The sequence below is a fragment of the Streptomyces sp. GS7 genome (assembly GCF_009834125.1).
Lineage (GTDB): Bacteria > Actinomycetota > Actinomycetes > Streptomycetales > Streptomycetaceae > Streptomyces.
The window spans coordinates 1655517-1677369 of sequence record NZ_CP047146.1 but is presented as its reverse complement, the minus strand read 5'-3'; the positions used below and the strand labels follow the sequence as shown (position 1 = coordinate 1677369).

The 21853-nt window shown below is 72.9% G+C and carries 18 protein-coding genes and 3 tRNA genes; 8 read left to right on the top strand and 13 right to left on the bottom strand.

Annotation, left to right across the window (positions count from 1 at the left end):
- Positions 1-43: 43 nt before the first annotated feature.
- Together GR130_RS07065 and GR130_RS07060 are read left to right on the top strand one after the other, a co-directional pair.
- Positions 44-538: an NUDIX domain-containing protein gene (locus GR130_RS07065; protein ID WP_201304821.1), complete on the top strand. Its 495-nt coding sequence runs from the start codon at positions 44-46 to the stop codon at positions 536-538.
- Positions 535-1539, top strand: a complete 1005-nt coding sequence (locus GR130_RS07060) for a mevalonate kinase family protein (protein ID WP_159503906.1) — start codon at positions 535-537, stop codon at positions 1537-1539. Before GR130_RS07065 ends, GR130_RS07060 begins: the two co-directional genes overlap by 4 nt.
- 177 nt (positions 1540-1716) lie before the next feature.
- On the opposite strand, the gene GR130_RS07055 is transcribed toward GR130_RS07060, so the two are convergent.
- The 4 genes from GR130_RS07055 to GR130_RS07040 form a co-directional block, all read right to left on the bottom strand.
- Positions 1717-2829 carry a radical SAM protein gene (locus tag GR130_RS07055; RefSeq protein WP_159503905.1) on the bottom strand — a complete coding sequence of 371 codons (1113 nt, stop codon included), beginning with the start codon at positions 2827-2829 and terminating at the stop codon, positions 1717-1719.
- Between the two features lie 87 nt (positions 2830-2916).
- Entirely contained in the window at positions 2917-3807 is an 891-nt protein-coding gene (locus tag GR130_RS07050) for a carbohydrate ABC transporter permease (RefSeq protein ID WP_236572887.1), read from the bottom strand.
- Entirely contained in the window at positions 3804-4733 is a 930-nt protein-coding gene (locus tag GR130_RS07045) for a carbohydrate ABC transporter permease (RefSeq protein WP_236572885.1), read from the bottom strand. The genes GR130_RS07050 and GR130_RS07045 overlap by 4 nt, the downstream gene beginning before the upstream one ends.
- 5 nt (positions 4734-4738) lie before the next feature.
- Positions 4739-6022, bottom strand: a complete 1284-nt coding sequence (locus GR130_RS07040) for an extracellular solute-binding protein (RefSeq protein WP_159503904.1) — start codon at positions 6020-6022, stop codon at positions 4739-4741.
- A 298-nt stretch (positions 6023-6320) separates the two neighbouring features.
- Here GR130_RS07040 and GR130_RS07035 point away from each other — a divergent pair, with 298 nt between their 5' ends.
- On the top strand, positions 6321-7484 hold the full coding sequence (locus GR130_RS07035) for a serine/threonine protein kinase (protein ID WP_159503903.1): 1164 nt from the start codon (positions 6321-6323) through the stop codon (positions 7482-7484).
- Between the two features lie 5 nt (positions 7485-7489).
- On the top strand, positions 7490-8224 hold the full coding sequence (locus GR130_RS07030; RefSeq protein WP_159503902.1) for an HAD family hydrolase: 735 nt from the start codon (positions 7490-7492) through the stop codon (positions 8222-8224).
- On the opposite strand, the gene GR130_RS07025 is transcribed toward GR130_RS07030, so the two are convergent.
- A complete protein-coding gene (locus GR130_RS07025; protein ID WP_159503901.1) occupies positions 8208-9635 on the bottom strand; it encodes a N,N-dimethylformamidase beta subunit family domain-containing protein in 1428 nt (475 codons plus the stop codon). The two genes, GR130_RS07030 and GR130_RS07025, sit on opposite strands and share 17 nt — an antisense overlap.
- 124 nt (positions 9636-9759) lie before the next feature.
- On the opposite strand from GR130_RS07025, the gene GR130_RS07020 reads away from it, so the two are divergent.
- Together GR130_RS07020 and GR130_RS07015 are read left to right on the top strand one after the other, a co-directional pair.
- Positions 9760-10620 carry a class I SAM-dependent methyltransferase gene (locus GR130_RS07020; RefSeq protein WP_159503900.1) on the top strand — a complete coding sequence of 287 codons (861 nt, stop codon included), beginning with the start codon at positions 9760-9762 and terminating at the stop codon, positions 10618-10620.
- Positions 10617-11381: an N-acetyltransferase gene (locus GR130_RS07015; protein WP_159503899.1), complete on the top strand. Its 765-nt coding sequence runs from the start codon at positions 10617-10619 to the stop codon at positions 11379-11381. Before GR130_RS07020 ends, GR130_RS07015 begins: the two co-directional genes overlap by 4 nt.
- Before the next feature lie 560 nt (positions 11382-11941).
- Here the strand turns inward: GR130_RS07015 and GR130_RS07010 are convergent.
- The 3 genes from GR130_RS07010 to GR130_RS07000 form a co-directional block, all read right to left on the bottom strand.
- A tRNA-Ile gene (locus GR130_RS07010) sits at positions 11942-12015 on the bottom strand.
- A 180-nt stretch (positions 12016-12195) separates the two neighbouring features.
- Positions 12196-12268 (bottom strand) — tRNA-Asn (locus GR130_RS07005).
- A 5-nt stretch (positions 12269-12273) separates the two neighbouring features.
- Positions 12274-12346: transfer RNA gene (locus tag GR130_RS07000), tRNA-Asn, on the bottom strand.
- 218 nt (positions 12347-12564) lie between these two features.
- Here GR130_RS07000 and GR130_RS06995 point away from each other — a divergent pair.
- Together GR130_RS06995 and GR130_RS06990 are read left to right on the top strand one after the other, a co-directional pair.
- Entirely contained in the window at positions 12565-12864 is a 300-nt protein-coding gene (locus GR130_RS06995) for a YtxH domain-containing protein (RefSeq protein WP_159503898.1), read from the top strand.
- Between the two features lie 78 nt (positions 12865-12942).
- Positions 12943-14412: an FGGY family carbohydrate kinase gene (locus GR130_RS06990; RefSeq protein WP_159503897.1), complete on the top strand. Its 1470-nt coding sequence runs from the start codon at positions 12943-12945 to the stop codon at positions 14410-14412.
- Between the two features lie 33 nt (positions 14413-14445).
- Here the strand turns inward: GR130_RS06990 and GR130_RS06985 are convergent, their stop codons facing one another.
- From GR130_RS06985 to GR130_RS06965, 5 genes are all read right to left on the bottom strand, one after another.
- On the bottom strand, positions 14446-15693 hold the full coding sequence (locus GR130_RS06985; RefSeq protein ID WP_159503896.1) for an RNA polymerase sigma factor: 1248 nt from the start codon (positions 15691-15693) through the stop codon (positions 14446-14448).
- A 118-nt stretch (positions 15694-15811) separates the two neighbouring features.
- The gene (gene dnaG / locus GR130_RS06980) at positions 15812-17728 is read right to left on the bottom strand and encodes a DNA primase (RefSeq protein ID WP_159503895.1); all 1917 of its coding nucleotides are present in this window, start codon (positions 17726-17728) and stop codon (positions 15812-15814) included.
- A 272-nt stretch (positions 17729-18000) separates the two neighbouring features.
- Positions 18001-19263, bottom strand: a complete 1263-nt coding sequence (locus GR130_RS06975; RefSeq protein WP_159503894.1) for an NAD(P)/FAD-dependent oxidoreductase — start codon at positions 19261-19263, stop codon at positions 18001-18003.
- Positions 19264-19458: 195 nt separating this feature from the next.
- Positions 19459-20859: a deoxyguanosinetriphosphate triphosphohydrolase gene (locus GR130_RS06970; protein WP_159503893.1), complete on the bottom strand. Its 1401-nt coding sequence runs from the start codon at positions 20857-20859 to the stop codon at positions 19459-19461.
- Positions 20856-21788 (bottom strand): sirohydrochlorin chelatase, encoded by a 933-nt coding sequence (locus GR130_RS06965; RefSeq protein ID WP_236572877.1) that lies wholly within the window; start codon positions 21786-21788, stop codon positions 20856-20858. The genes GR130_RS06970 and GR130_RS06965 overlap by 4 nt, the downstream gene beginning before the upstream one ends.
- Positions 21789-21853 lie beyond the last annotated feature (65 nt).

Sequence of the window (21853 nt, the reverse complement as noted above, 5' to 3'; positions counted from 1 at the left end):
AGGCGGACGAATACCCGTGAAACGGAAGCAAGGTGACGTACAGGTGAGTTATGTCGGCTCGTATCTCTGGGCCCTGCGGCAGCAGGTGGGCAGCCGGCCGCTGCTGGTCCCGGGCGCGCAGGTCCTGCTGCTGGACGGGGCCGGCCGGGGGCTGTTCCAGCGGCGCGCCGACAACGGCGTGTGGGAGCTGCCGGCCGGGGCGTGCGAGGAGGGCAGCGACTTCACGGGGACGGCCGTGCGGGAGCTGGCGGAGGAGACCGGTCTGCGGGTGGCGCCGGCCGACCTGGAAGCCTTCGGGTCGCTGTCCGACCCGGAGGTGCACACCCTGACGTACCCCAACGGGGACGTCACGCACTGCTTCGCGCTGTGTTTCTGGGCCCGCCGCTGGTCCGGGGAGCTGTCCCCGGGCCGGGACGAGGTGACCGGTGCGCAGTTCCGGGCGCTCGCGGATCCACCGCGACCGCTGCATCCGCCCACCGCTGTGGTCCTGGAGATGTTCCGGGAGTTCGGCTCGACCGGAAAGTTCCAGGCCCGATGACGATGACGCGAGCGGTTCGAGGGGTTCCGGCGGGGGGCGCGGCGGTGCCGTGCCGGGCGTGCCTGTCCGGGGAGGATCTGGACTGGCTGGGCGGCCGGTCGGTCAGTCTGGCGCTGGATCTGACCACGTCGGTGACGGTACGGGCGCCGGGTGCCCGGCCGCCGGGCGGGTCCGGTTCCGGTGGTGGGGCGGGCAGTTGGGCGGAGGAGGTGTGGGCGTTCCTGCGCCGGCGGCTGCCGGGAGCGGGGGCCCGCCCGCCGGCCGTGACGGTGCGCAGCGACGCGCCGGCGGCGAGCGGCCTGTCGTCGTCGACGGCGCTGATCGTGGCGCTGTTCCGGGCGTTCGCCGGGGTGGCGGCGCCGGGTGCGCCGCTGTCCGCGCGGACGCTGGCCCAGTGGGCGTACGAGTTCGAGTTCGGGTACTTCAACGGCGGCGGGATGGATCACCTCGCGGTGATCGCGGGTGGTCTGCTGCTGCTCGACGGGCGGACGAGCGGCCTGCCGGAGATCGTGGGCCGGGTGGACTTCCCGGACGACTGGGCGGTGGTGGTGCTCGACTCGGCCACCAGGAAGGACACCGGCGACCACATCCGTTCGGTGCGCGCGCAGCTGGCGGCCGGGGATGCCCGGCTCGCGGCGTACCGGGAGCGGTGCGACGCGGCGTCCGCCGCCGTCTGGGAGGCGGTGCGCCGCCGTGATCCGGCCGCTCTGGGCGGTGCGATGGGCGAGGCGCACGCCGCGATGCGCGACCTCCAGGGCATGTCCACGCCGCTGTTGGAGGAGCTGCGGGAGGTGGCGCTGCGCGGTGCCGGCCTGCCGCTGAAGCTGAGCGGGGCGGGCGGGGGCGGGGCGCTGGTGGGGGTCTGCCCGGCCGCCGACGCGGAGGAGGCGGCCGCCCGGCTGCGGCGGGCTCTCGGGGCGGCGCATCCGCGGGCGCGGGTGCTCGTGACCCGGGCGGCGGCGGGCCTGGCGCCGGAGCTGGCGGCGGCGCCGGCCCCGTAGACGCGGCCGGTGGGGCGCCGGCCCCGTAGGGCGGGGCCGGCGCCCCGGGCCGTTCCGTGCGCGGGACCGGGGGCCGGCGGTCCCGCCCCGGCGAGCCGGCGGTTCCGGCGGCCGCCGGCCTGCCAACTGCCCGGGGCGGGAGGCCGGATGAGCGGGTCCGCCGGATGAACGGTTCCGCTAGATGAACGGGTCCTCCTCGCTCCCGGCCTCCGGTACCCCCAGGGTCCCCGCCGCCGTTCCGGACCTGATCTTGTCGAGTTCGAGGTTGGAGCGGTGGCGCGCGCAGTGGAAGCGGCAGTCGCGGCTCGGGTCGACGATGCCGCGGTCCGAGGTGCGCCAGATGTCCGCCAGGCTCTCGGTCACCGCGTCGCCGATGCGGGCCCCGGCGTTGCCCCGGTGGTACGAGCAGACATAGACGCCCGACGGCGTCACCAGGGTGCGCAGTTCGGCGACGGGGCAGCGGTGGTAGTCCTTCTCCTGGACGGGTCCCACCCGGTTCCGCAGGGACGTCAGGGTCGAGGAGTTGACGATCTCGAAGCCGTCGCCCGTCCACTGCCGCGCCTTGGCGAGCTGCTCCTCCACAGAGGCGAGGATGCCGTCCGGCACCTGGATGACGTGGTGCCCGTCGTCGAACATCGCCTTGGTCTCGAAGTAGTCGCACCCGATGTCGTGGGCGAGTTCGGCGGCCTGTAAGACCTCGTGGTGGTTGCTGACGACGCTGCCGTCCGGTTCCTGGCGGGTCATGACGAGGAACGAGTAGCCGAGCGCGCCCGCTTTGGCCTCGGCGAGGAGCCGCATGTTGCCGATGACCTTGTCGAAGACGCTGCGGCCCTTGCGGTCGGGCCGGAAGAGCCGGTAGGTGTCGCTGGTGCCGGCGTCGACGGAGACCCGTACCCATGAGGCGTAGGCGGCCAGTTCGGCGAGGTTCTGCCGGATCAGGGTGCCGTTGGTGACCACGCCGATGGCGATGCCGGCCTCGCCGAGGACCCGCAGCACCGTGCGGGTGCCGCGGTGGGCGAGCGGTTCGCCGCCCCCTATGAGGACCACCGCCCTGACCTTCATCTCCACCAGTTCCCCGGCCAGTTCGGCGAGCCGTTCGGGGGTGAAGCGCCCCTGGTTGAGCAGTTTTCCGCTGATGCATTCCGGGCAGGCCAGATCGCAGAAGGTCGTCGGGTCCAGGTCCACGACCAGGGGGCCGCTGGAGGGTCCTCCGGAGGCGGCTTCGAGGATCCGCGGCCAGCCGGTCGGCTGGTAGAGCTTGGACACCAGGTCGAGACGGTCGAACGTCACGTGTTCTCCTGCAAGGTCGGGTACGTGCGGAGGGTCCGTCCACCGGGGCAGCGGTGCACCGGTGAGCGCGTACGGTGAAAGTCCGGGTCATCCCTTGACCGCGCCGGTCGCCAGGCCCGCGGAGATCCGGCGCTGGACGAGCGCGAAGAAGACCGCCACCGGCAGCGCGGTGAGCGTGGCGCCGGCCATCAGACCGCCGTAGTCGGTGCCGAAGCCGGTCTGGAAGGACACCAGCCAGACGCTGAGGGGCTGCTTGTCGTTGCTGGACAGCAGGACATAGGCGAGCACGTACTCGTTCCACGCCTGGACCAGGGCGTAAATGGAGGTGGCCACCAGCCCCGGTGCGAGCAGCGGCAGGACGACCCGGCGGAAGGCGCCCAGCCGGGTGCAGCCGTCGGTCATCGCGGCCTCCTCCAGCTCGACGGGGACGGCGGCGACGAAACCGCGCAGCAGCCAGACCGTGAAGGGGAGCAGGAAGACGAGGTAGGTGAGGATCACCCCGGGCAGGCTGTCGGTCAGTCCGGCGTCGCTGAGCAGCAGATACAGCGGAATGATCAGCCCGGCCGACGGAATCGTCTGGACTCCCAGGATCACCACGACCAGGGCTTTGCGCCCGGCGAACGCAAAGCGGGCGAGGGCGAACGCGGCGAGCGTGCCGATCAGCAGGGAGACGGCGACGGTCCCGGCACCGATGAGGACGCTGGCCCGCACATTGGCCCAGAACGTGGGGGTGGCGAGGGCCCGGTGGAAGTGTTCCAGGGTCAGCCGGTCCGGCCAGAACCGCGGCGGACTGGCGTGGATCTCGTCGGCCGGCCGGAATGCGGTGAGCAGCATCCAGTAGATCGGGAACGCCATCAGCGCGCTGAAGAGCAGGCCCAGTGCGTTCGGTGCGGGTCGCCGTTTTCCGCGGTGCCGGGATTTCGGGTGTTCCCGGTTCCGCGCAACGCCCCGGTTCCCGGTGCGGGGTGCTGTGTTCACTCGGTCTCCCCCAGGTGGACGAGCTGGCGGATGTAGACGACTGCGCCGCCCAGCAGCATGAGGACGGTGAGGACGGCGAGGGCCGCGCCCGCGCTGTAGCGGTTGACGGCGAAGGACTCGGTGAACGAATAGACCCCGAGAAGGTAGTAGTCCTTCTCGGGCTGGCCGCCGCGCATCAGCCAGATCTGGTTGAACACCCCGAAATCCCAGATCGCGCAGAGCGAGGTGACCAGAACCGCCGACGGTTTGACCGCGGGGAAGGTGACGTGCCGGAACAGCCGGAGTCCGCGGGCACCGTCGACGCGGGCCGCCTCCTCCCATTCCGCGGGGATCTGCAGGAGCGCGGCGTGCAGGGTGACCGCGGCGAACGGCACGGTGCCCCAGACGACGACACCGGTGATCACGGCGAATCCCTGCCAGGGGTCCTCGAACCAGTTGTGCTTGCCGAAGTCCAGTCCGGGCAGCTGTCCCAGCAGCCAGTTGACGACGCCGTCGTCGGCGTCCGACAACCAGCGGAAGATGGACGCCGCGACCATGACGGGCATCGCCCACACGGCGACCAGCACCCCGGTCATGACCGTCCGCACCCAACGCGCCACCCGCCGCATCAGCAGCGCCACCAGCATCGACAGCACCATCGTCGCCGACGCGCAGACCACCGTGAACAGCACGGTGCGCCCGAGGACCGTCCAGAAGAACCCGTCGGTCAGGATCGACCGGTAGTGCGCCAGTCCGGCCCAGGGCGGCGCGGTCCCGGAGAAGAGCTCGCGGCGGGTCATGTCCTGGAAGGACAGCAGCACCAGGTCGGCGAGCGGGTAGCCGAGGACGGCGGCGAGGGCGAGCACGGTCGGCGCGATCAGCAGGTAGGGCAGCACCCGCCGCCGGGCGGTGCGCCGCGCGCGCGGCTGCGGCTCCGCGGTCCCCACGGCCGTCAGTTCTCGTTGATCACGGCGTCGATCCGGCGGTCCGCGGCCTGTGCCGCATCCGCCACCGACCGCTTCCCGGTCGCGATGTCCTGGAGCATCTCCTGGAGGACCTGGGACTTCTCCACGGCTCCCCACCCCGGCGCCAGGGGGGTCATCCAGCCGCGCCCGGCGGCCTGCGCGGCCGGGCCGTCGATGCCGCCGGCGGCCACCTCCCGCAGCTGGGCGGTGTTGTTGGGCAGGGTGTCGGCGGCGATCAGCCGGCGCTGCGAGGTGCGGTCGGTGAACAGCCGGATCCAGTCCTGGGCGAGGTCCCGGTGCGCGGACTTGGCGGGGACGGCGAGGGTGGAGCCGCCCAGGAACGGCGGCAGCGGTCCGCCCGAGGGGCCGGGGAAGGCGAACGTGGCGAACTTTCCGCGCAGTTGCGGGCTGCCGCCCGACCTGCTGTCCGTCGCGGCCCTGGCCTCCCAGGTGGTGCCGTAGAACATGCCGACGCGGCCCTGGCCGACCACCGCCGGCTCGTCGCCGTTGTCCTTGGACCGGTCGCCCACGTAGTACGCGTCGAGCAGGTCCTTCCAGGCGGCCAGGCCCCTGACGGACGCCGCCGAGGACAGCGACCCCTGCCAGCGGCCGTCCTTGCGCACCGCGATCTCGCCGCCCGCGTCCTTGACGAACGCCATCGCCGCGTACCAGTAGCGGCCCGGCATGTAGAACGCGGAGAAATTCCGGTCGGCGGCGCCGAACTTCCGCTTCAGCTTGTCGAGATCCGCCCGCAACTCCGGGTAGCTGCGCGGCGCGTGGTCCACGCCGACCTGATGGAGGAGATCGGTGCGGTAGATACCGACGCGGGGGCCCGCGTAATACGGCACGCAGTATGTCTTTCCGTCGTTGCGGCAGGCGTCGCGGAGCGCCCCGAGCCATTCTCCGGAATGGTCGAACCGCGCCGGATCGACGGGTGCGAACGCCCCGTTGACGACGTAATTGGTGGTCTCGCTGTTTCCCATCTCGACCACGTCGGGCACCTGCCGCCCGGACAGTGCCGCGTCGAGTTTCTGGTTCTTGCTGGTCCACTGCTGGTACTGCACGGTGACGTGGGCGGTGGGATGTGTCCGGCGGAACCGGTCGTTGACTTCCGAGACCAGATCCGGCCAGCTCTCCTGGGCGTCGACGGTCAGCCACACCGTCAGGTCCCCCGAGCGGCCCGCCGCGACCGGCCCGCCGCAGCCGGCCGCCGGCCCCAGCACCGCGAGAGCCCCCAGGGCCGCCGCTGAACGGGAGACACGTCCCACCATGATCTCCTCCGTCGGGGTCGTCGGAACCGGCGTGCTATCTACCCCGCGTATCCCGCCCGTCACCCCCGGGAGTCTTTCCGGCCAGAAATTCCACCGCCCCCCAATGGCCGGCCGGGGAAAGCGGAAACGCCCGTACGGCAGGCCGGGCCGCATTCCGTTCCGGGGTTCACCACCGCAAACCCGTCGGCGAATTGACGCAAAAACTCCGGTACTCCGGAGATCCGCTCTTGACGCTGCCGCCCCCGCTGCCTCACTTTTGCTCGGGTGTCTCCCACGTCCCCTATCGAAGGGTTTGCACGTGACTGAGTACGGCACGACGGCCGCAGATCCGGCCACCCGGCCCCTGAAGGTCAACTCCTGGAACGGCTGGGACCCCCTGCGGCATGTCGTCGTCGGACGCGCCGACAACACGGTCGTACAGGCCCCAGAACCGGCCGTCCGGCGGGACTTCCCCGACGACGGCTTCCCGCTGGGCACCTACGGCCCGATGCCGGCCGACATGACCGCCGAGGCCAACGAACAGCTGGACAACTTCGCCGAGTTGCTGCGCCGCCGCGGCATCCGCGTCGACCGCCCCACCCCCCTCGACTTCAGTCAGCAGGTCAGCACGCCCGACTGGTCGCAGGAGTCGATGTCCGGCTGCATGCCGCCGCGCGATCTGCTGCTGACCGTCGGCAACGAGATCCTCGAAGCGACCATGTCGTACCGCAGCCGCTGGTTCGAGTACCTCTGCTACCGGCCGCTCCTGCAGCGCCTCTTCGACGCCGACGAGAACATGCGCTGGGAGGCGGCGCCCAAGCCGCGGCTGACCGACGCCTCCTACAAGCCCGGTTTCTGGGACACCTACAACACCCTCGGCACCGAGGAGCAGCTGGCCCGGGTGCGCGACTACGACCTGGTGCTGACCGAGGCCGAGCCGCTGTTCGACGCGGCCGACATCGCGCGCTTCGGCAAGGACCTGTTCGTCCAGCTGTCGTTCGTCACCAACCGCGGCGGATACCGCTGGCTCAAGAGCCACTTCCCCGACTTCCGGGTGCACGCGGTGACCTCCACCAACACCCACCCGCTGCACATCGACGCCACCTGGGTGCCGCTCCGCCCCGGACTGGTGCTGCACTGCGGTGAGCGGCTGGCGGACGCCGAGCTGATGGAGTTCTTCCGCCGCAACGACTGGGAGGTCATCGAGGCGGTGCAGCCGGCCAGTTGGGAGCACCAGCCGAGGCTGTCGTACTGCAGCCCGTGGCTCGCCGGCAACATGCTCAACCTCGACCCGAACACCCTGTGCATCGAGGAGAAGGAAGTGCCGCTGGCCGACCAGCTCTCCTCGTACGGCTTCGAGATCGTGCCGGTGCCGTTCCGAGCGGTCGGCCCGTTCGGCGGCGGGCTGCACTGCGCGACCTTCGACATCGAACGGGACGGGACGCTGGAGGACTACTTCCCGCACCGCCACGGACGGTACTGACGCCGGTGCCGGACGACCGCGGGGACACCGCCCGGGGCGGCATCCGGGCCGTGATCCTCGACTTCTACGGCACCCTGGTGCGGCTGGTCGAACCGCTGCCGCCCAGCCACCGGTCGCTGTTCGCACGCCGGGGCCTGACCGAGGCCGCCGAAAGGTGGGGCGACCAGTGGGCGGTCGGGCCCCGGGACGGCGAGGAGCACACCGCCCACTCCGTCAGCGAACAGGCCTACCGCGCCTGGGAGGTGGACCGGCTGCGGCGCCGGGCGCGGGACTGCGGCGTCCCGGAGCCGGTGGCCGGCGAACTCGCCGTGGAACTCGACCGGGCGATGAAGGACCTCCGGCTGGCGCTCTTCGACGACGTCGTGGACACGCTGGCGGAGCTGCGCGCCCGGGGCGTGCGCGTGGCGGTCTGCTCCAACTGGTACTGGGACCTGGACCGCGCCATCGAGGACGTCGGCCTGGCCGGGCTGGTGGACACCGCGGTCACCTCGGCCCGCGCCGGCGCCCGCAAACCGCACCCGCTGATCTACCGGGCGGTGCTGGAACGGTGCCAAGTGCCCGCCGGGCAGGCGCTGTTCGTCGGGGACATGTGGGAGCCGGACGTCGCGGGCCCGCTGGCCTGCGGGATGCGGGCCGCGCATCTGTGGCGGGCCGACCGCGTCGTCGAGGGGGTGGCCCCGCCGCTGCCGGACGGGGCCGTGCGGATCTCCTCGCTGGCCGCGCTCAGCGGTCTGCTGTAGCCGGGCCGGCCAGCCGGTTCAGTACGTTCCGGGTCACCCGGACGACCCCGGGGTCCAGTTCGCGGCCGCAGACCACCGGCCAGTCGGTGGTTCCGGCCGTGAACACCGTGCCCCCGGCGGTGTAGAGCCCCATCGTGGCGGCGCGCGGGGAGGTGATCGCCGCCTCGCGCTCCGGGCAGTTCCAGTGCCCCCATCTCAGGTGGTGAAAGTCGTCGTGCACCGGATCCAGGAGGTAGATCCCCAGGATGAGGAAGGACTCGGGAGTGCCGTCCGCCCCGGTGGCGCGGGCCACCCCGTCCGCGTCCGTCGCGAAGGCCGCGCCGTCGCACTCGTAGCCGATCAGCGCGGTCCCGGCGCCCAGGGCGTCCTGGGCGCCGCCGTCCGTGCCGTCCCGCAGGCCGGTGCCCTCGTAGACCCAGTGGTCGGCGTGCTGGACCCGGTACCCCTCGCGGGGCCGGTCGCCGGGCCAGTCCCCCGGCCACATCCCGCCGTTGCGGAAGCTGACGCCGGTGAGCGCGTTCTCCGGCTCCCCGACCCCGTCCGGCGGCGCCGGCCACCACAGGTCGGTCGCCGGGAGATGCGGGTACTCGGTGCCCACGTGGTGGTCGGTGTCGGAGACGAACGCGCTGTTGCCGTCCACCGGATGCACCCGCCACCAGCAGGTGTTGGCGCTGAGGAACGCCACGTTGCCGCCCCCGCGCACGAACTCCGCGACCTGGGCGCGCATCGCCGCGCTCCAGTACTCGTCGTGCCCGACGCTCAGCAGCAGCCGGTACGGGGCGAGCAGCCCCGGGTCCTCGTGGAGGTCGAGGTCGGTGCAGTACTCGACCTCGTAACCGCTGCGTTCCAGCCAGGCGATGAACGGCGCGTCCCAGTAGGCGAGGTCGTCGACGCCGCCGGGCCGGTGCAGGCTGAGCTGATGGCCGCGGGGCCGGTCGGCGCCGCCCTCCTGATAGACGGGGTGGTCGTAGAGGCTGGCGGCCCGCTGGACGTCCGCGCGGTCCGCGCGGTTGTAGGCGTGTCGGGTGTAGGTCGACTTCTTGTAGAGGATGCGGGCCCCGCCCGCGCCGGGATGCCGCGGCCGGACCACGAAGAACTCCCGGCCGAAACCGGCGATCCCCGTGTCGTCCAACAGCGCAACGTCCCGGGCGCGCCTCTCCTCCCCCTCTCCCCTCCCCTCCTCCTCGACGAAGTGGGCGAGATAGATCCCCGGCGGCCAGTCGTCGGGGATGCGGTGGTCGTACGGCGGCCAGTCCCAGTCCACGGCCGGCGAGGCATGCTCCCGGACGCCGTCCGGATGCGGCGGCGCGGCGGCCGGGACACCCGGATACGGGCCGGTCTCCGCCATGAAGGCGAGTTCCCGTCCCAGCCGGTAGAAACGGACCCGGAATTCCCCGGCATCCGTCGACACATGAAATCCGAGACGCCGTCCGGCTATCACACTCTCACGATCCATATATCCCTCGATCACCCGCGCCATGCTAGGTGCGGCACCGGTCCGCAACAACGAAAATTCCGGCCAACGGAGGCAGAAAATGGGCAGTGAATTCCGGGTAAGGGAACTGGTACTGGGCATTGAGGGACTGGCCCTGCTACGGCATGCGATGGACGCCGACGAGGAATTCATCGCGGCGCGCCTGGCCGAGATCCGCAGCTACGCCGACGACAGCGCCGCCACCCGCCCGGACCGCCGTAAGCCGGTCAGCGAACTCGACGCCGCGGACGGCTACGCGTCCTGGTCCAGCCGCTACGACTCGCTGCCGAGCGCCTACCTGGAGGTCGAGGAGCCGATTCTGCACGGCCTGCTGGACCGCGGCCCGGCCGGCACCGCCCTGGACGCGGCCTGCGGCACCGGCCGCCAGACCGCCGCCCTGGCCGCCCGCGGCTACCGCACCATCGGCGTCGACCAGTCACCCGAAATGCTCGCGCACGCCCACCGGAAAGCACCCGGCGCGGAATTCCGCGAGGGCCATCTGGAAAAACTCCCGCTGGATGACGACAGCGTCGACCTCGCCGTCTGCTCCCTCGCCCTGACCCATCTCCCGGACCTTTCCTCCGGTATCGGCGAACTGGCCCGGGTGGTCCGCCCCGGCGGCCGGGTCATCGTCTCCGACCTGCATCCGTTCGTCACCACGCTCCAGGGCCAGTGCATTTTCGTCCACGACAACGACCGGCTGGCATTCGTCCGCAACCACCGCCATCTCCACAGCAGTTATCTCTCCGCCTTCGCCGACGCCGGGCTGACCGTACGGGAATGCCACGAACCGGTCTTCAACGGGCGGCTGGCACCGGGCGGTTACGAGGAGTCCATCGCCGACGCCGCCCGCGCCGCCTGGGAGGGAATCCCCCTGGTCGTCATCTGGGCCGCCGAGAAGCCCGAAACGAGCGCCGCATGACCCCCGCCTTCGTGCACCACTCCGAACGCCCCGAACTCTGGGACCGCGTCAGCGACGAATTCGCCGGTATCGTCCCCGAATACAACCTCCACGGCGATATCAACGCCGGCTTCTGGGACCGCCTCTTCAGCGACTTCGCCGACCACCAGTTCCTCCTCCACGACCCGGACACCGACACCGTCCTGGGCGCCGGCCGCACCCTTCCGCGCACCTGGGACGGCACTCCCGAGGGCCTCGGCACCGGCCTCGACGCGTCCATCGAGGCGGCGTTCCGCGACCACGACGCGGGGGCCGCACCGGACGCCCTGTGCGCCCTGGGCATCGAGATCCCGCGCGCCCACCAGGGCAGGGGCCACTCCACCCGCCTCCTCGGGCACATGGCCGACATGGCCCGCGCCGCCGGCCTCTCCCACGTCGTCGTCCCGGTCCGCCCCACCTGGAAGGACCGCTATCCCCTCGTCCCCATCGAGCGCTACGCGTCCTGGACCCGCCCCGACGGCGCCCCCTTCGACCCATGGATCCGCACCCAGGTACGCCAGGGCGGCACCATCGCCGCCGCGGTGGCGCAGTCCTCCCGCATCACCGGCACGGTCGCCGAATGGGAGACCTGGACCGGCATGGCCTTCCCCGACGACGGCACCTACGTCTTCCCTGGCGGCCTGGACACCCTCCACATCGACCACGCCCGCGACCGGGGCGCGTACTGGGAACCCTGCGTCTGGATCACCCACGACGTCCGCAGGCCCGCACCCGCCCCCTGACTCCGCTCCCCCAGCAGCAGCCCGCTGTGCCCCACAGCGCTCTCCGCGTACGCCGCCAGCAGCGCGGTGTGCTCCGAGGTGACCCCGGGGCGGCGCTCGGGCAGCAGCGCCGCGGCCCGGACCCGCGCGCCGGCACCCCGCCGGCCGGATCCCGGCGCGGTGCGGCGCGTGCCGGCGCGCGGCGTCCTCGGCCGGTCCGCACCAGCGCCTCCGGCCACCGCACCCGGCGCCGCGGATCCGCGTCCCGCCCGTGCCCGTGCCCGGCCGGCCCGCTGTACGCCCCCTCCCCGCACCGCCGTACGGCAGCCGGTCCCGTTCCTCCGGCACCCACCCGCGGCAGAGCAGCGCCCGCCATGGCGCACACCGCCCGGATCCCACCACCCGCGGACCGGGAGACCGCGCCGCCGAACCGGACGCGGCACCACGACCGCAGGAAGAGCCCCCGTGAAGCCGCACGAAGCCCCGTGAAGCCGCATGGAAAAGGGCCCTCGCGTGTCCGCGAGGGCCCTTCCTGCCGTGTTCTCACCGGGTCTGATCGTTTCTGCGCTACCAGGCTGCGGTGGGGCGGGTGGGACTCGAACCCACGGCCGACGGATTATGAGTCCGCTGCTCTAACCGGCTGAGCTACCGCCCCCTCACGGCGCGTCGCGCACATTTGTGCGCGCCGTCTGCCGCAGCATAGCCGCTCATACGATCTGCTGCCCGTGCGGGCTGCCGTCGGGCGACCTTGCCTGCCCAAAAGGACTTCGATCACCGGTCGTTCGGTTCCCGGGCACAAGAAAAAGGACCCCTTCCGGGGTCCTCGTTCTTTCTGCTCCCCCGACTGGACTCGAACCAGTAACCCTCCGGTTAACAGCCGAATGCTCTGCCAATTGAGCTACAGGGGACCGAGCTCCCCCGACTGGACTCGAACCAGTAACCTGCCGGTTAACAGCCGGCTGCTCTGCCAATTGAGCTACAGGGGATTGCTCTGTGTGCCTCGAATGCATCGCTGTCCGGGCTTCCGGACGGCGGGCGCTCGCTGCGACACATACATTAGCGCAAGCAGGGGGGTGCTCCGCCAATCGGTATGGCCTCAGGTCGCCGCAGGTGATCTCCGGCGCCGGAGGGCAGGTGCGCAGCCCGGTGGTCCGCTGCCGCCCGGCACCGGACGCGGATCGAGCGGCATGGGAAAGGTGGAGCGATGCGCTACCGGCTCACGTTCATCGCGGGACTGGCGGTGGGATATGTGCTCGGGACCCGGGCCGGCCGGGAGCGGTACGAGCAGCTGCGGAAGGGCGCGCAGCGGATCGCGCGGAACCCCGCGGTCCGCAACACCGCCGAGTCCGCCGCGCTGACCGGGCGGCAGACCGCGACCAGGGTGTTCGGGACGGTTTCCGCGAAGGTCGAGGGGCGGCTGCCCGCGCCGGTCGCCGAGCGGGTGCGGTCGCTGCGCGAGCAGCGCGCGAACGACGAGGACGACTGGGGCACCAGCAACACCTGAGGCTCCGCACGCGCCCGGGCCCTGCCGGGCAAACCCTGACTCTCTCCCCATGCGATCCATGGGGCATCATCTGGGGCCATGGGGATAGTCGCCGGGTTGGACAGTTCGTCCGAGAGCACACGGATCGTGGTCTGCGATGCGGACACGGGTGCCGTCGTCAGGCAGGGGTACGCACCGCACCCCGTCGAGAAGGGGCCTGATGTCGATCCTCAGGCGTGGCTGATGTCACTCGGCGAGGCCGCGGGGAACGGGCTGCTGGAGGGCGTGCAGGCCATCGGTGTCTCCGCGCAGCAGCACGGGCTGGTGCCGCTGGACGCCGACGGGAACCTCGTCCGGCCGGCGCTGGTGGGCAACGACAAGCGGGCGCAGGGCGCGGCGGCGGACCTGGTGGATTCGCTGGGCGGCCGGTCCGCGTGGGCGCAGGCCGTCGGGTCGGTGCCGCAGGCGGCGCACCCGGTGACCAAGCTGCGCTGGCTGGCGCGTGCCGAGCCGGCGAACGCGGCCCGGATCGCGGAGGTCATGCAGCCGCACGACTGGCTGGCCTGGCAGCTGCTGGGCCGGCCGGCGCGGCGGACCACGGACCGGGGCGGGGCCTCGGCGACCGGTTTCTGGTCGGCGGCGACCGGCACGTACCGGCCGGACCTGGTGGAGTTGGCGCTGGGGCATCAGGTGCGGCTTCCGGAGGTGCTGGGCCCGTCGGGCACGGCCGGTTTCACGCCGGAGGGGCTGCTGATCTCGGCCGGTACCGGCGAGACGATGGCCGCGGCCTTCGGGCTGGGGGTCGGCGCGGGCGACGCGGTGGTGTCGCTGGGCGCCTCGGGGTCGGTCTTCGGCATCCACCACGAGGCGCTGGTCGATCCGTCCGGGACGATCACCTCGTTCGCGGACGCGACGGGGCGGCATCTGCCGGTGGTGCACACCACCAACGCGGTGCGGGTACTGCGCGGTGCGGCGGAGCTGCTCGGCACGGATCTGGCGGGGCTGTCCGACCTGGCGCTGAAGTCGTCGCCCGGCGCGTACGGGATGGTGCTGCTGCCTTATCTGGAGGGCGAGCGGACGCCTCATCTGCCGCACACCGCAGGGTCGTTGCACGGGATGCGCCGGGAGAGCATGAAGCCGGAGCACCTGGCGCGGGCGGCCGTGGAGGGCATGCTGTGCGGGCTCGCGGACGCGCTGGACGTGCTGCGCGGTCGGGGCGTGGCGGTGCACCGGGTGTTCCTGCTGGGCGCGGCGGCCGAGCTGGGCGCGGTGCAGACGGCGGCGCCCGGGCTGTTCGGGGCGCAGGTCGTGGTGCCGCAGCCGGCCGACTACGCGGCGCTGGGTGCGGCCCGGCAGGCGGCCTGGGCGTGGAACGCGGCGCACCGTACGGGCACCCCGGCCGCCGGTGGGGACGGCGGATCGGGGTACCCGGAGCCTCCGCAGTGGCCGGCGGCGGCGAGCCAGGTCTTCGAGCCGGGCGAGGAGCTGCCGGTCTGGCAGGCGGTACGCCAGCAGTACGCGGCGGTGCGCGACGAGGCCCACCCGGGGGCGTTCCAGCGGGAGGGCTGACCGGGCCGCGCCGCCGCACGGGCACTCCGCGGCTCAGTCGAGATAGCCGCGGAGCTGGTCGGCGAAGGCGTGGTCGCGGAGTTTGTTGAGGGTCTTGGACTCGATCTGCCGTATCCGCTCGCGGGTGACGCCGAAGATCCGGCCGATCTCCTCCAGGGTGCGGGGACGGCCGTCGGCCAGGCCGTAGCGGAGCTGGACGACCTTGCGCTCGCGTTCGCCGAGGGTGGAGAGGACCGCGTCGAGGTGCTCGCGAAGCAGCAGGAACGCGGCGGACTCGACGGGGGAGGCGGCGTCGCCGTCCTCGATGAGGTCGCCGAGGGCGACGTCCTCCTCCTCGCCCACGGGGGCGTGCAGGGAGACCGGTTCCTGGGCGAGCCGCAGCACCTCGCTGACGCGTTCCTCGGTGAGGTCGAGGCTGGCCGCGACCTCCTCGGGGGTCGGTTCGCAGCCGTGCTCCTGGAGCATCCGGCGCTGGACCCGTACGACGCGGTTGATCAGCTCGACGACATGGACGGGGACGCGGATGGTGCGGGCCTGGTCGGCGAGGGCGCGGGACATGGCCTGGCGGATCCACCAGGTCGCGTAGGTGGAGAACTTGTAGCCGCGGGCGTAGTCGAACTTCTCGACGGCGCGGATCAGTCCGAGGTTTCCCTCCTGGACGAGGTCGAGCATGGTCAGCCCGCGGCCGACGTAGCGCTTGGCGACGGAGACCACGAGGCGCAGGTTGGCCTCGATGAGGCGGCGCTTGGCCATCCGGCCCAGGACCACCAACTTGTCGAGGTCGTAGGCGAGTTGGGAGTCCAGGTCGGGGGTGCCGGTGAGCTTCTCCTCGGCGAACAGGCCGGCCTCGACGCGGCGGGCGAGCTCGACCTCCTCGGCGGCGGTGAGCAGCGGGATCCGGCCGATCTCGCGGAGGTACTGGCGGAACAGGTCGGAGGACGGGCTGACGGTCCCGGGGCGGGGCGGCGGCTCGGGGGTGATCTCCTCCAGGACCATCTCGGCGGCGGGGGGTTCGGGCTGCTGCGGGACCGTGACCTGCCCGGTCGGCAGGTCGGCGAGGGCGGGGGCGGCCGGTGTGCCGGCGGGCGGTGCGTCGGGGAGGGTCTGGGTCTGCACGGGGGCGACCTCCAGGGTGATCGCGTCTGGGGCGGCAGAAAGCCCGGGAACGGTCGCGGCCGAGCCGCCGTCCGTCCCGTACGTCACGAACGGCTGCGCGGCGTACTCGCGGCCCGTACCGGGGTGCGTACGACCGGGTGTGCCGCGCTCCGAGGACTCAGGCACCGTTCCTCAGTGTGGAGTACGACACACTCCCGCCACGAGGGGCGTGCGGGCACTTTTTGAGTCCGGTCCGTGACCGGATGGCTACCGGGAGGTGCTGGGGGTGGCCCGGGAGGCGGTGCTACAGGGCTCCGTAGCCGCGCTCGCGGAGGGCCTGGCCGTACTGCTGGAGGACCCACAGCTCGTTCTGGACGGCGGCCAGGTGCTCGGGGTCGGCGCGCGGGCCCAGGCGCTGGAGGGTGCCGCGGATCTCGGTGACCCGCTGGTTGACCGCGGCGAGGCGGACGGCGACCAACTGGACGCCGGCGTACGCCTCGTCGGGCTCGCGGCGGGTGTGCAGCGGCTCCACGGCCAGCTCGGTGACCATGGCGCGGACGGTGTCGTCGGGCGCCGCCTCGCGGACGCGGGGGACATAGCCGCTGTCGGCGGCGCCGGCCGAGGCTCCGCCGGCGTCCTCGATGCACTGGCGGACCACGGCGTACGGCGGCGCGGTGAACTCGTCGGCGCCGTAGGCGTCGAAGGCCGGGGAGACCAGGTCGGGGCGCTGTAGGGCGAGCTTGAGCAGTTCCCGCTCGACGCGGTGGGCGGGGCTGCGGAGGTTGAGGGCGGGGCCGCCGGTGCCGGGCGCGGGGCGCTGCGGGGCGGCGGCCGGGGCCGTGCCGGGGCGCTGCGGGCGGCCCTGGCCGGGGCCGCCGTCGCGCCCGCGCTCGCGGGCCCAGCGGGCGAGCTGGCCGACCCGGCGGACGACGAACTGGGTGTCCAGGATGCCGAGCATGCCGGCCAGCTGGACGGCGGATTCGTGCTGGATGGAGCTGTTCTTGATGTTGGCCACGATGGGGGCCGCCTCGTCCAGCGCGGCGGCCCGGCCCACGGTGGTGTCCAGGTTGTGCCGGGAGACGACGTGGCGCAGCGCGAACTCGAAGAGCGGGGTGCGGGACTCGACGAGGTCGGCGACCGCCTGGTCGCCCTTGGCGAGCCGCAGGTCGCAGGGGTCCATGCCGCCGGGGGTGATCGCGATGGAGGTCTCGGCGGCGAACTTCTGGTCGTCCTCGAAGGCGCGCAGGGCGGCCTTCTGGCCGGCGGCGTCGCCGTCGAAGGTGAAGACGACCTCGGAGCCGGAGTTGTCCATCAGCAGGCGGCGGAGGATCTTGATGTGGCCCTCGCCGAAGGCGGTGCCGCAGGTGGCGATGGCGGTGGTGATCCCGGCCAGATGGCAGGCCATGACGTCGGTGTAGCCCTCGACGACCACCGCGCGGCTGGTCTTGGCGATCTCCTTCTTGGCGAGGTCGATGCCGTACAGGACCTGGGACTTGCGGTAGATCGGGGTCTCGGGGGTGTTCAGGTACTTCGGGCCGTTGTCGTCCTCGCGGAGCTTGCGGGCGCCGAAGCCGACGACCTCGCCGGCGATGTCGCGGATGGGCCACATCAGACGGCCGCGGAAGCGGTCGATGGGGCCGCGGCGGCCCTCCTGGGAGATGCCGGAGAGGACCAGCTCCTGGTCGCTGAAGCCGCGCCCGCGCAGGAAGCGGGTGAGGTGGTCCCAGCCGGCGGGGCTGTAACCGACGCCGAAGTGCTGGGCGGCGGCCTGGTCGAAGCCGCGCTCGGCGAGGAACTTCCGGGCGATCTCGGCTTCGGGGGAGTCCAGCTGCTCCCCGTAGAACTGGGCGGCGGCCTTGTGGGCCTCCACGAGGCGGGTGCGCTCGCCCTGCTGGCGGCCGGGGGTGTAGCCGCCCTCCTCGTATCGGAGGGTGATTCCGGCCTGGGAGGCGAGGCGCTCGATGGTCTCGGCGAAGGAGAGGTGGTCGATCTTCATGACGAAGTCGACGGTGTCGCCGCCCTCCTGGCAGCCGAAGCAGTGGTAGAGCCCCTTGGCCGGGCTCACGTGGAACGACGGGGACTTCTCATCGTGGAAGGGGCACAGGCCCTTGAGATTGCCGCCGCCGGCGTTGCGGAGCTGGAGGTACTCGGACACGACGGCGTCGATCGGGACCGCGTCCCGCACCGCCTTCACATCGTCATCGTTGATCCTGCCTGCCACGCGTGAATTCTACGGTGGAGGTCGGACAGCGCCGGGCGGGCCGGGTGGGGGGCCGGGGCGCCCCCGGCGCCAGGGGCGCCGGGGCGCGGGGGCACGGGGTGCGGGAGCGCGGCGCGGGTGTGGGGTGCGTCACGCCCGCCGGCCGCCGGGCGGCGTCCCGGACGTCGTCGGGGGCGACGGCCGGGGCGCCGGTGCCGCGTCCGCCGGGACGGGCGCCGCCGGCGGGCCCACGGGCATACGGGCCACGTGGGCCCATGGGGCGGCCCGGCGCGCTACGGGAGGAGCGACTCCAGGGGAACGGACGGGTCCTGCAGCTTGTCGGGGTCCAACTCGGCGCCGGAGCGGATCAGTTGCTGGACGGTGCCGGTGACGTCCCACACGTTGACGTTCATGCCGGCCAGCAGGCGTCCCTCGCTGAGCCAGAAGGCGATGAACTCCCGCTTGCCGACGTCGCCGCGGCACACGACCTGGTCGTACGAGCCGGGCGGGGCGTAGCCGGAGTACTCCATGCCGACGTCGTACTGGTCGGAGAAGAAGTACGGGATGCGGTCGTAGCTGACGTCCTGGCCGAGCATGGCGCGGGCCGCGGCGGGGCCGCCGTTGAGGGCGTTGGCCCAGTGCTCGACGCGCAGCCGGGTGTCGAGCAGCGGGTGGTCGGCGGCGGCGACGTCGCCGGCGGCGTAGATGTACGGGTCGGAGGTGCGCAGCGCGGCGTCGACGGCGATGCCGCCGCCGTCGGCGCGGTCGACGACGTCGAGGCCGGCCTGTTCGGCGAGGGCGGTGCGCGGGGCGGCGCCGATGGCGGCGAGCACGTCGTGGGCGGGGTGTTCCTCGCCGTCGTCGGTGCGGACGGCCAGCACCATGCCGTCGTGGCCGACGATTTCGGTGAGGCGGGCGCCGAAGTGGAAGCGGACGCCGTGGTCGCGGTGCAGGTCGGCGAAGAGCGCGCCGAGTTCGGGCCCGAGGATGCCGTGCAGCGGGGTCGGATGGGGCGCGACGATGGTGACCTCGGCGCCGTAGGAGCGGGCGGCGGCGGCGACTTCGAGGCCGATCCAGCCGGCGCCGGCGATGACCAGGTGGCCGTTGTCGCGGCCCAGGGAGGCCAGTACGCCGCGCAGCCGTTCGGCGTGCGCGAGGCGCCGCAGGTGGTGCACGCCGGCGAGTCCGGTGCCGGGGATGTCGAGGCGGCGCGGTTCGGCGCCGGTGGCCAGCAGCAGTTTGTCGTAGGCGATGAGGGTGCCGTCGCCCAGGCGTACGGTCTTGGCCGCGGGGTCCAGGTGGACGGCGGGCTGGCCCAGGTGGAGTTCGATGTCGGCCTGTGCGTAGAAGGCGGGTTCATGGATGAACACGCTGTCCCGCTCGTCCTTGCCGAGCAGGTACCCCTTGGAGAGCGGGGGCCGCTCGTAGGGGTGGTCGCGCTCGTCGCAGATGAGGATCACGCGGCCGGTGAACCCCTCTGTGCGGAGAGTCTCCGCGGCCTTCGCTCCGGCCAGGCCACCCCCGACGATGACGAACGTCTGGTGTGCGTCGACCACTTGCTTCCTCCTCGTTGCGGTGCCGTACGTCCGCGTCCGCGTCCGTAAACGCCCCCGTTGGTGCCCCCCGTTGGTGCTCCCTGTGGTGCGTGCCCCCGTTGTTCCGTTCGTGCGTGTGCGCTGCCCCGTGCGAATCGTCGTGGACGAGCGTCCCGCACGGAGCGTGAGGGGGGAAGAGGGGCTGCCCCCCTAGGGTCACCCTGGGTTGCCCCAACCGTTACCAGGGGGACGCGTGAGGCGGGCGTGAAGAGAGCGCGCGGAGGCGTCCGTGAGGGCGGCGATCTGGTCGATGACGGCGCGCATCCGGGCGGTGTCGTCGGCCGCCGCGGCGAACAGCGAACGGAACTGCGGATCAAGGCCGTCCGGGGCGCGGGCCAGCAGTGCCTCGGCGAGTTCGGCGATGACCACGCGCTGGTCGGCACGGAGGGCTTCCTGGTCGGGACGCTGTATGACGTACCGGTCGGCGACCGCTTTGAGAACGGCGCATTCCAGCCGGGTTTCGGCCGGAACCACCAGCTCCGCCGCGTAGCGGGTGAGCCGCCCGGTTCCTCCCCCAGAGCCCGGACGGCTCCGGGGGTACCCCCATCGCTCGCGGGTCGCGCCCTCGGCGGCCTGGCAGAACCGGCCGATCAGCTGGCTGGTGGCGTCCTTGAGGCGGGCCTGGGCGAGCGCCGTGCCGTCGTAGCCGTGCGGCCACCACTCCTGGTCGAGGAGGCGGTCCAGGGCGGCGGCCAGTTCCGCCTCGCCGGCGCCGGGGGCGTAGCGCTCGGCGGCCACCGCGAAGATCTCGGCGCGTTCGGCGTCGGCGAGCAGCACGTTGGGGTCGAGGTGCCCGGCGTGCAGCCCGTCCTCGACGTCGTGCACCGAGTACGCGACGTCGTCGGACCAGTCCATGACCTGCGCCTCGAAGCTGCGCGCGGCGGGCGGGGCGCCCGCGCGGAACCATGCGTAGACCGGCAGGTCGTCCTCGTAGACGCCGAACTTCGGGGAGTCGGGTCCTTCGGGGTGCCCGCCGCGCGGCCAGGGGTACTTGGTGGCGGCGTCGAGGGCGGCGCGGGTGAGGTTGAGGCCGACGCTGACCGGGTGGCCGTCCGCGGCGGGCACGAACCGCTTGGGCTCCAGGCGGGCCAGCAGCCGCAGCGACTGGGCGTTGCCCTCGAAGCCGCCGCAGGGCGCGGCGACCTCGTTCAGGGCCTGTTCGCCGTTGTGGCCGAAGGGCGGGTGGCCGAGGTCGTGCGCCAGGCAGGCGGTCTCGACCAGGTCCGGGTCGCAGCCGAGGGCGGCGCCCAGTTCGCGGCCGACCTGGGCGCACTCCAGGGAGTGCGTCAGCCGGGTGCGGGGGCTGGCGTCCCAGGCGTGGGTGTGGGTGCCCGGGGTGACGACCTGGGTCTTGCCGGCGAGCCGGCGCAGCGCGGCGGAGTGCAGGACCCGGGCCCGGTCGCGCTGGAAGGCGGTGCGCCCGGGGCGTTTGTCCGGTTCGGGGACCCAGCGTTCGGTGTCGGCCGCGGTGTAGCCGGGTGTTGCCGAGTGCGGTGTCGTGTGCGGAGCCGGGCCCGCTTCCGGGGGCGGCGGGGTGGCCGGTGATGTGCCCGTCATACAGCGACGGTAGCCGCCCTGATGCCCTCGGTGCCGGATCCGGTACGCGCGCTGAGCGCCTGGTCGTAGCGGTGCAGGACGAGCCGGGCCAGCGCGGTGTGGTCGCCCAGGGGGGCGGCGGCGGGCCCGGGGGCGGCCGCCGCGCACTGGTCGGCGAACCGGCCGGGGGCGGTGAAGCAGGCGGCGACGGCTATCCGGCGGGGGTCGTGGCCGCGGGCGGTGAGCGTCCGTATCGCCTCGGGGACGGTGGGGGCGGCGGCGGAGGCGAAGGCGGGGAGGACGGGGAGGCCGCCGAGGCGGGCGGAGAGCAGCTCGGCGGTGCGGGCGGTGTCCTCGGCGGAGCGGGGTGCGCGGGAACCGGCGGCGGCCAGGACGACCGCGCTGCGGGCCCGGGGGCGGGCGGGCAGGCCGGCTTCGAGGAGGCGGCCGTGCAGCGCCTCGGCGAGGAGGGGGTGCGGGCCCAGGGGTGCGGCGATCCGGCCGGTGAGGTGGTCGGCGGCGGCGAGTGCGGCCGGCAGGTCGTGGGTGACGTGGTGGCCGCGGGCCAGGAGCAGCGGCACGAGAACGACCTCGCCGCGCAGCCCGGCGAGGGTGTCGGCGAGCAGCGGCCGGTCCAGTTCGATGTGGCCGAGGCGTACGGGCAGGCCGGGGCGGAGGGCGCGGACGCGGGCGAGGAGGGCCCGGACGGTGGGGGCGGCCTGGGGGTGGCGGCTGCCGTGGGCCACGGCCACGAGGGTGGGCGCGGCGGCCTCGGACGCGGGGCGGGTCCCGGTGGGGCGCCGGTAGCCGTGCAGGCGGACGGTGCCGAGCCGGCTGCTGAGCTGGTCGGTGATCGCGGACGCGAGTTCGGCCGCGCCCACGGGGGCGGCGGGCGGGGTGGCGGGGTCGTACGGATCCGGAACGGGGTGGTGGGGTGTCGGCGCCATCATGGGCCGAGCCTGGCAACCGCTCGTTGCGGTTCCGTTTCCCGGGTGGGAACTCCGTGTTCCGTCGG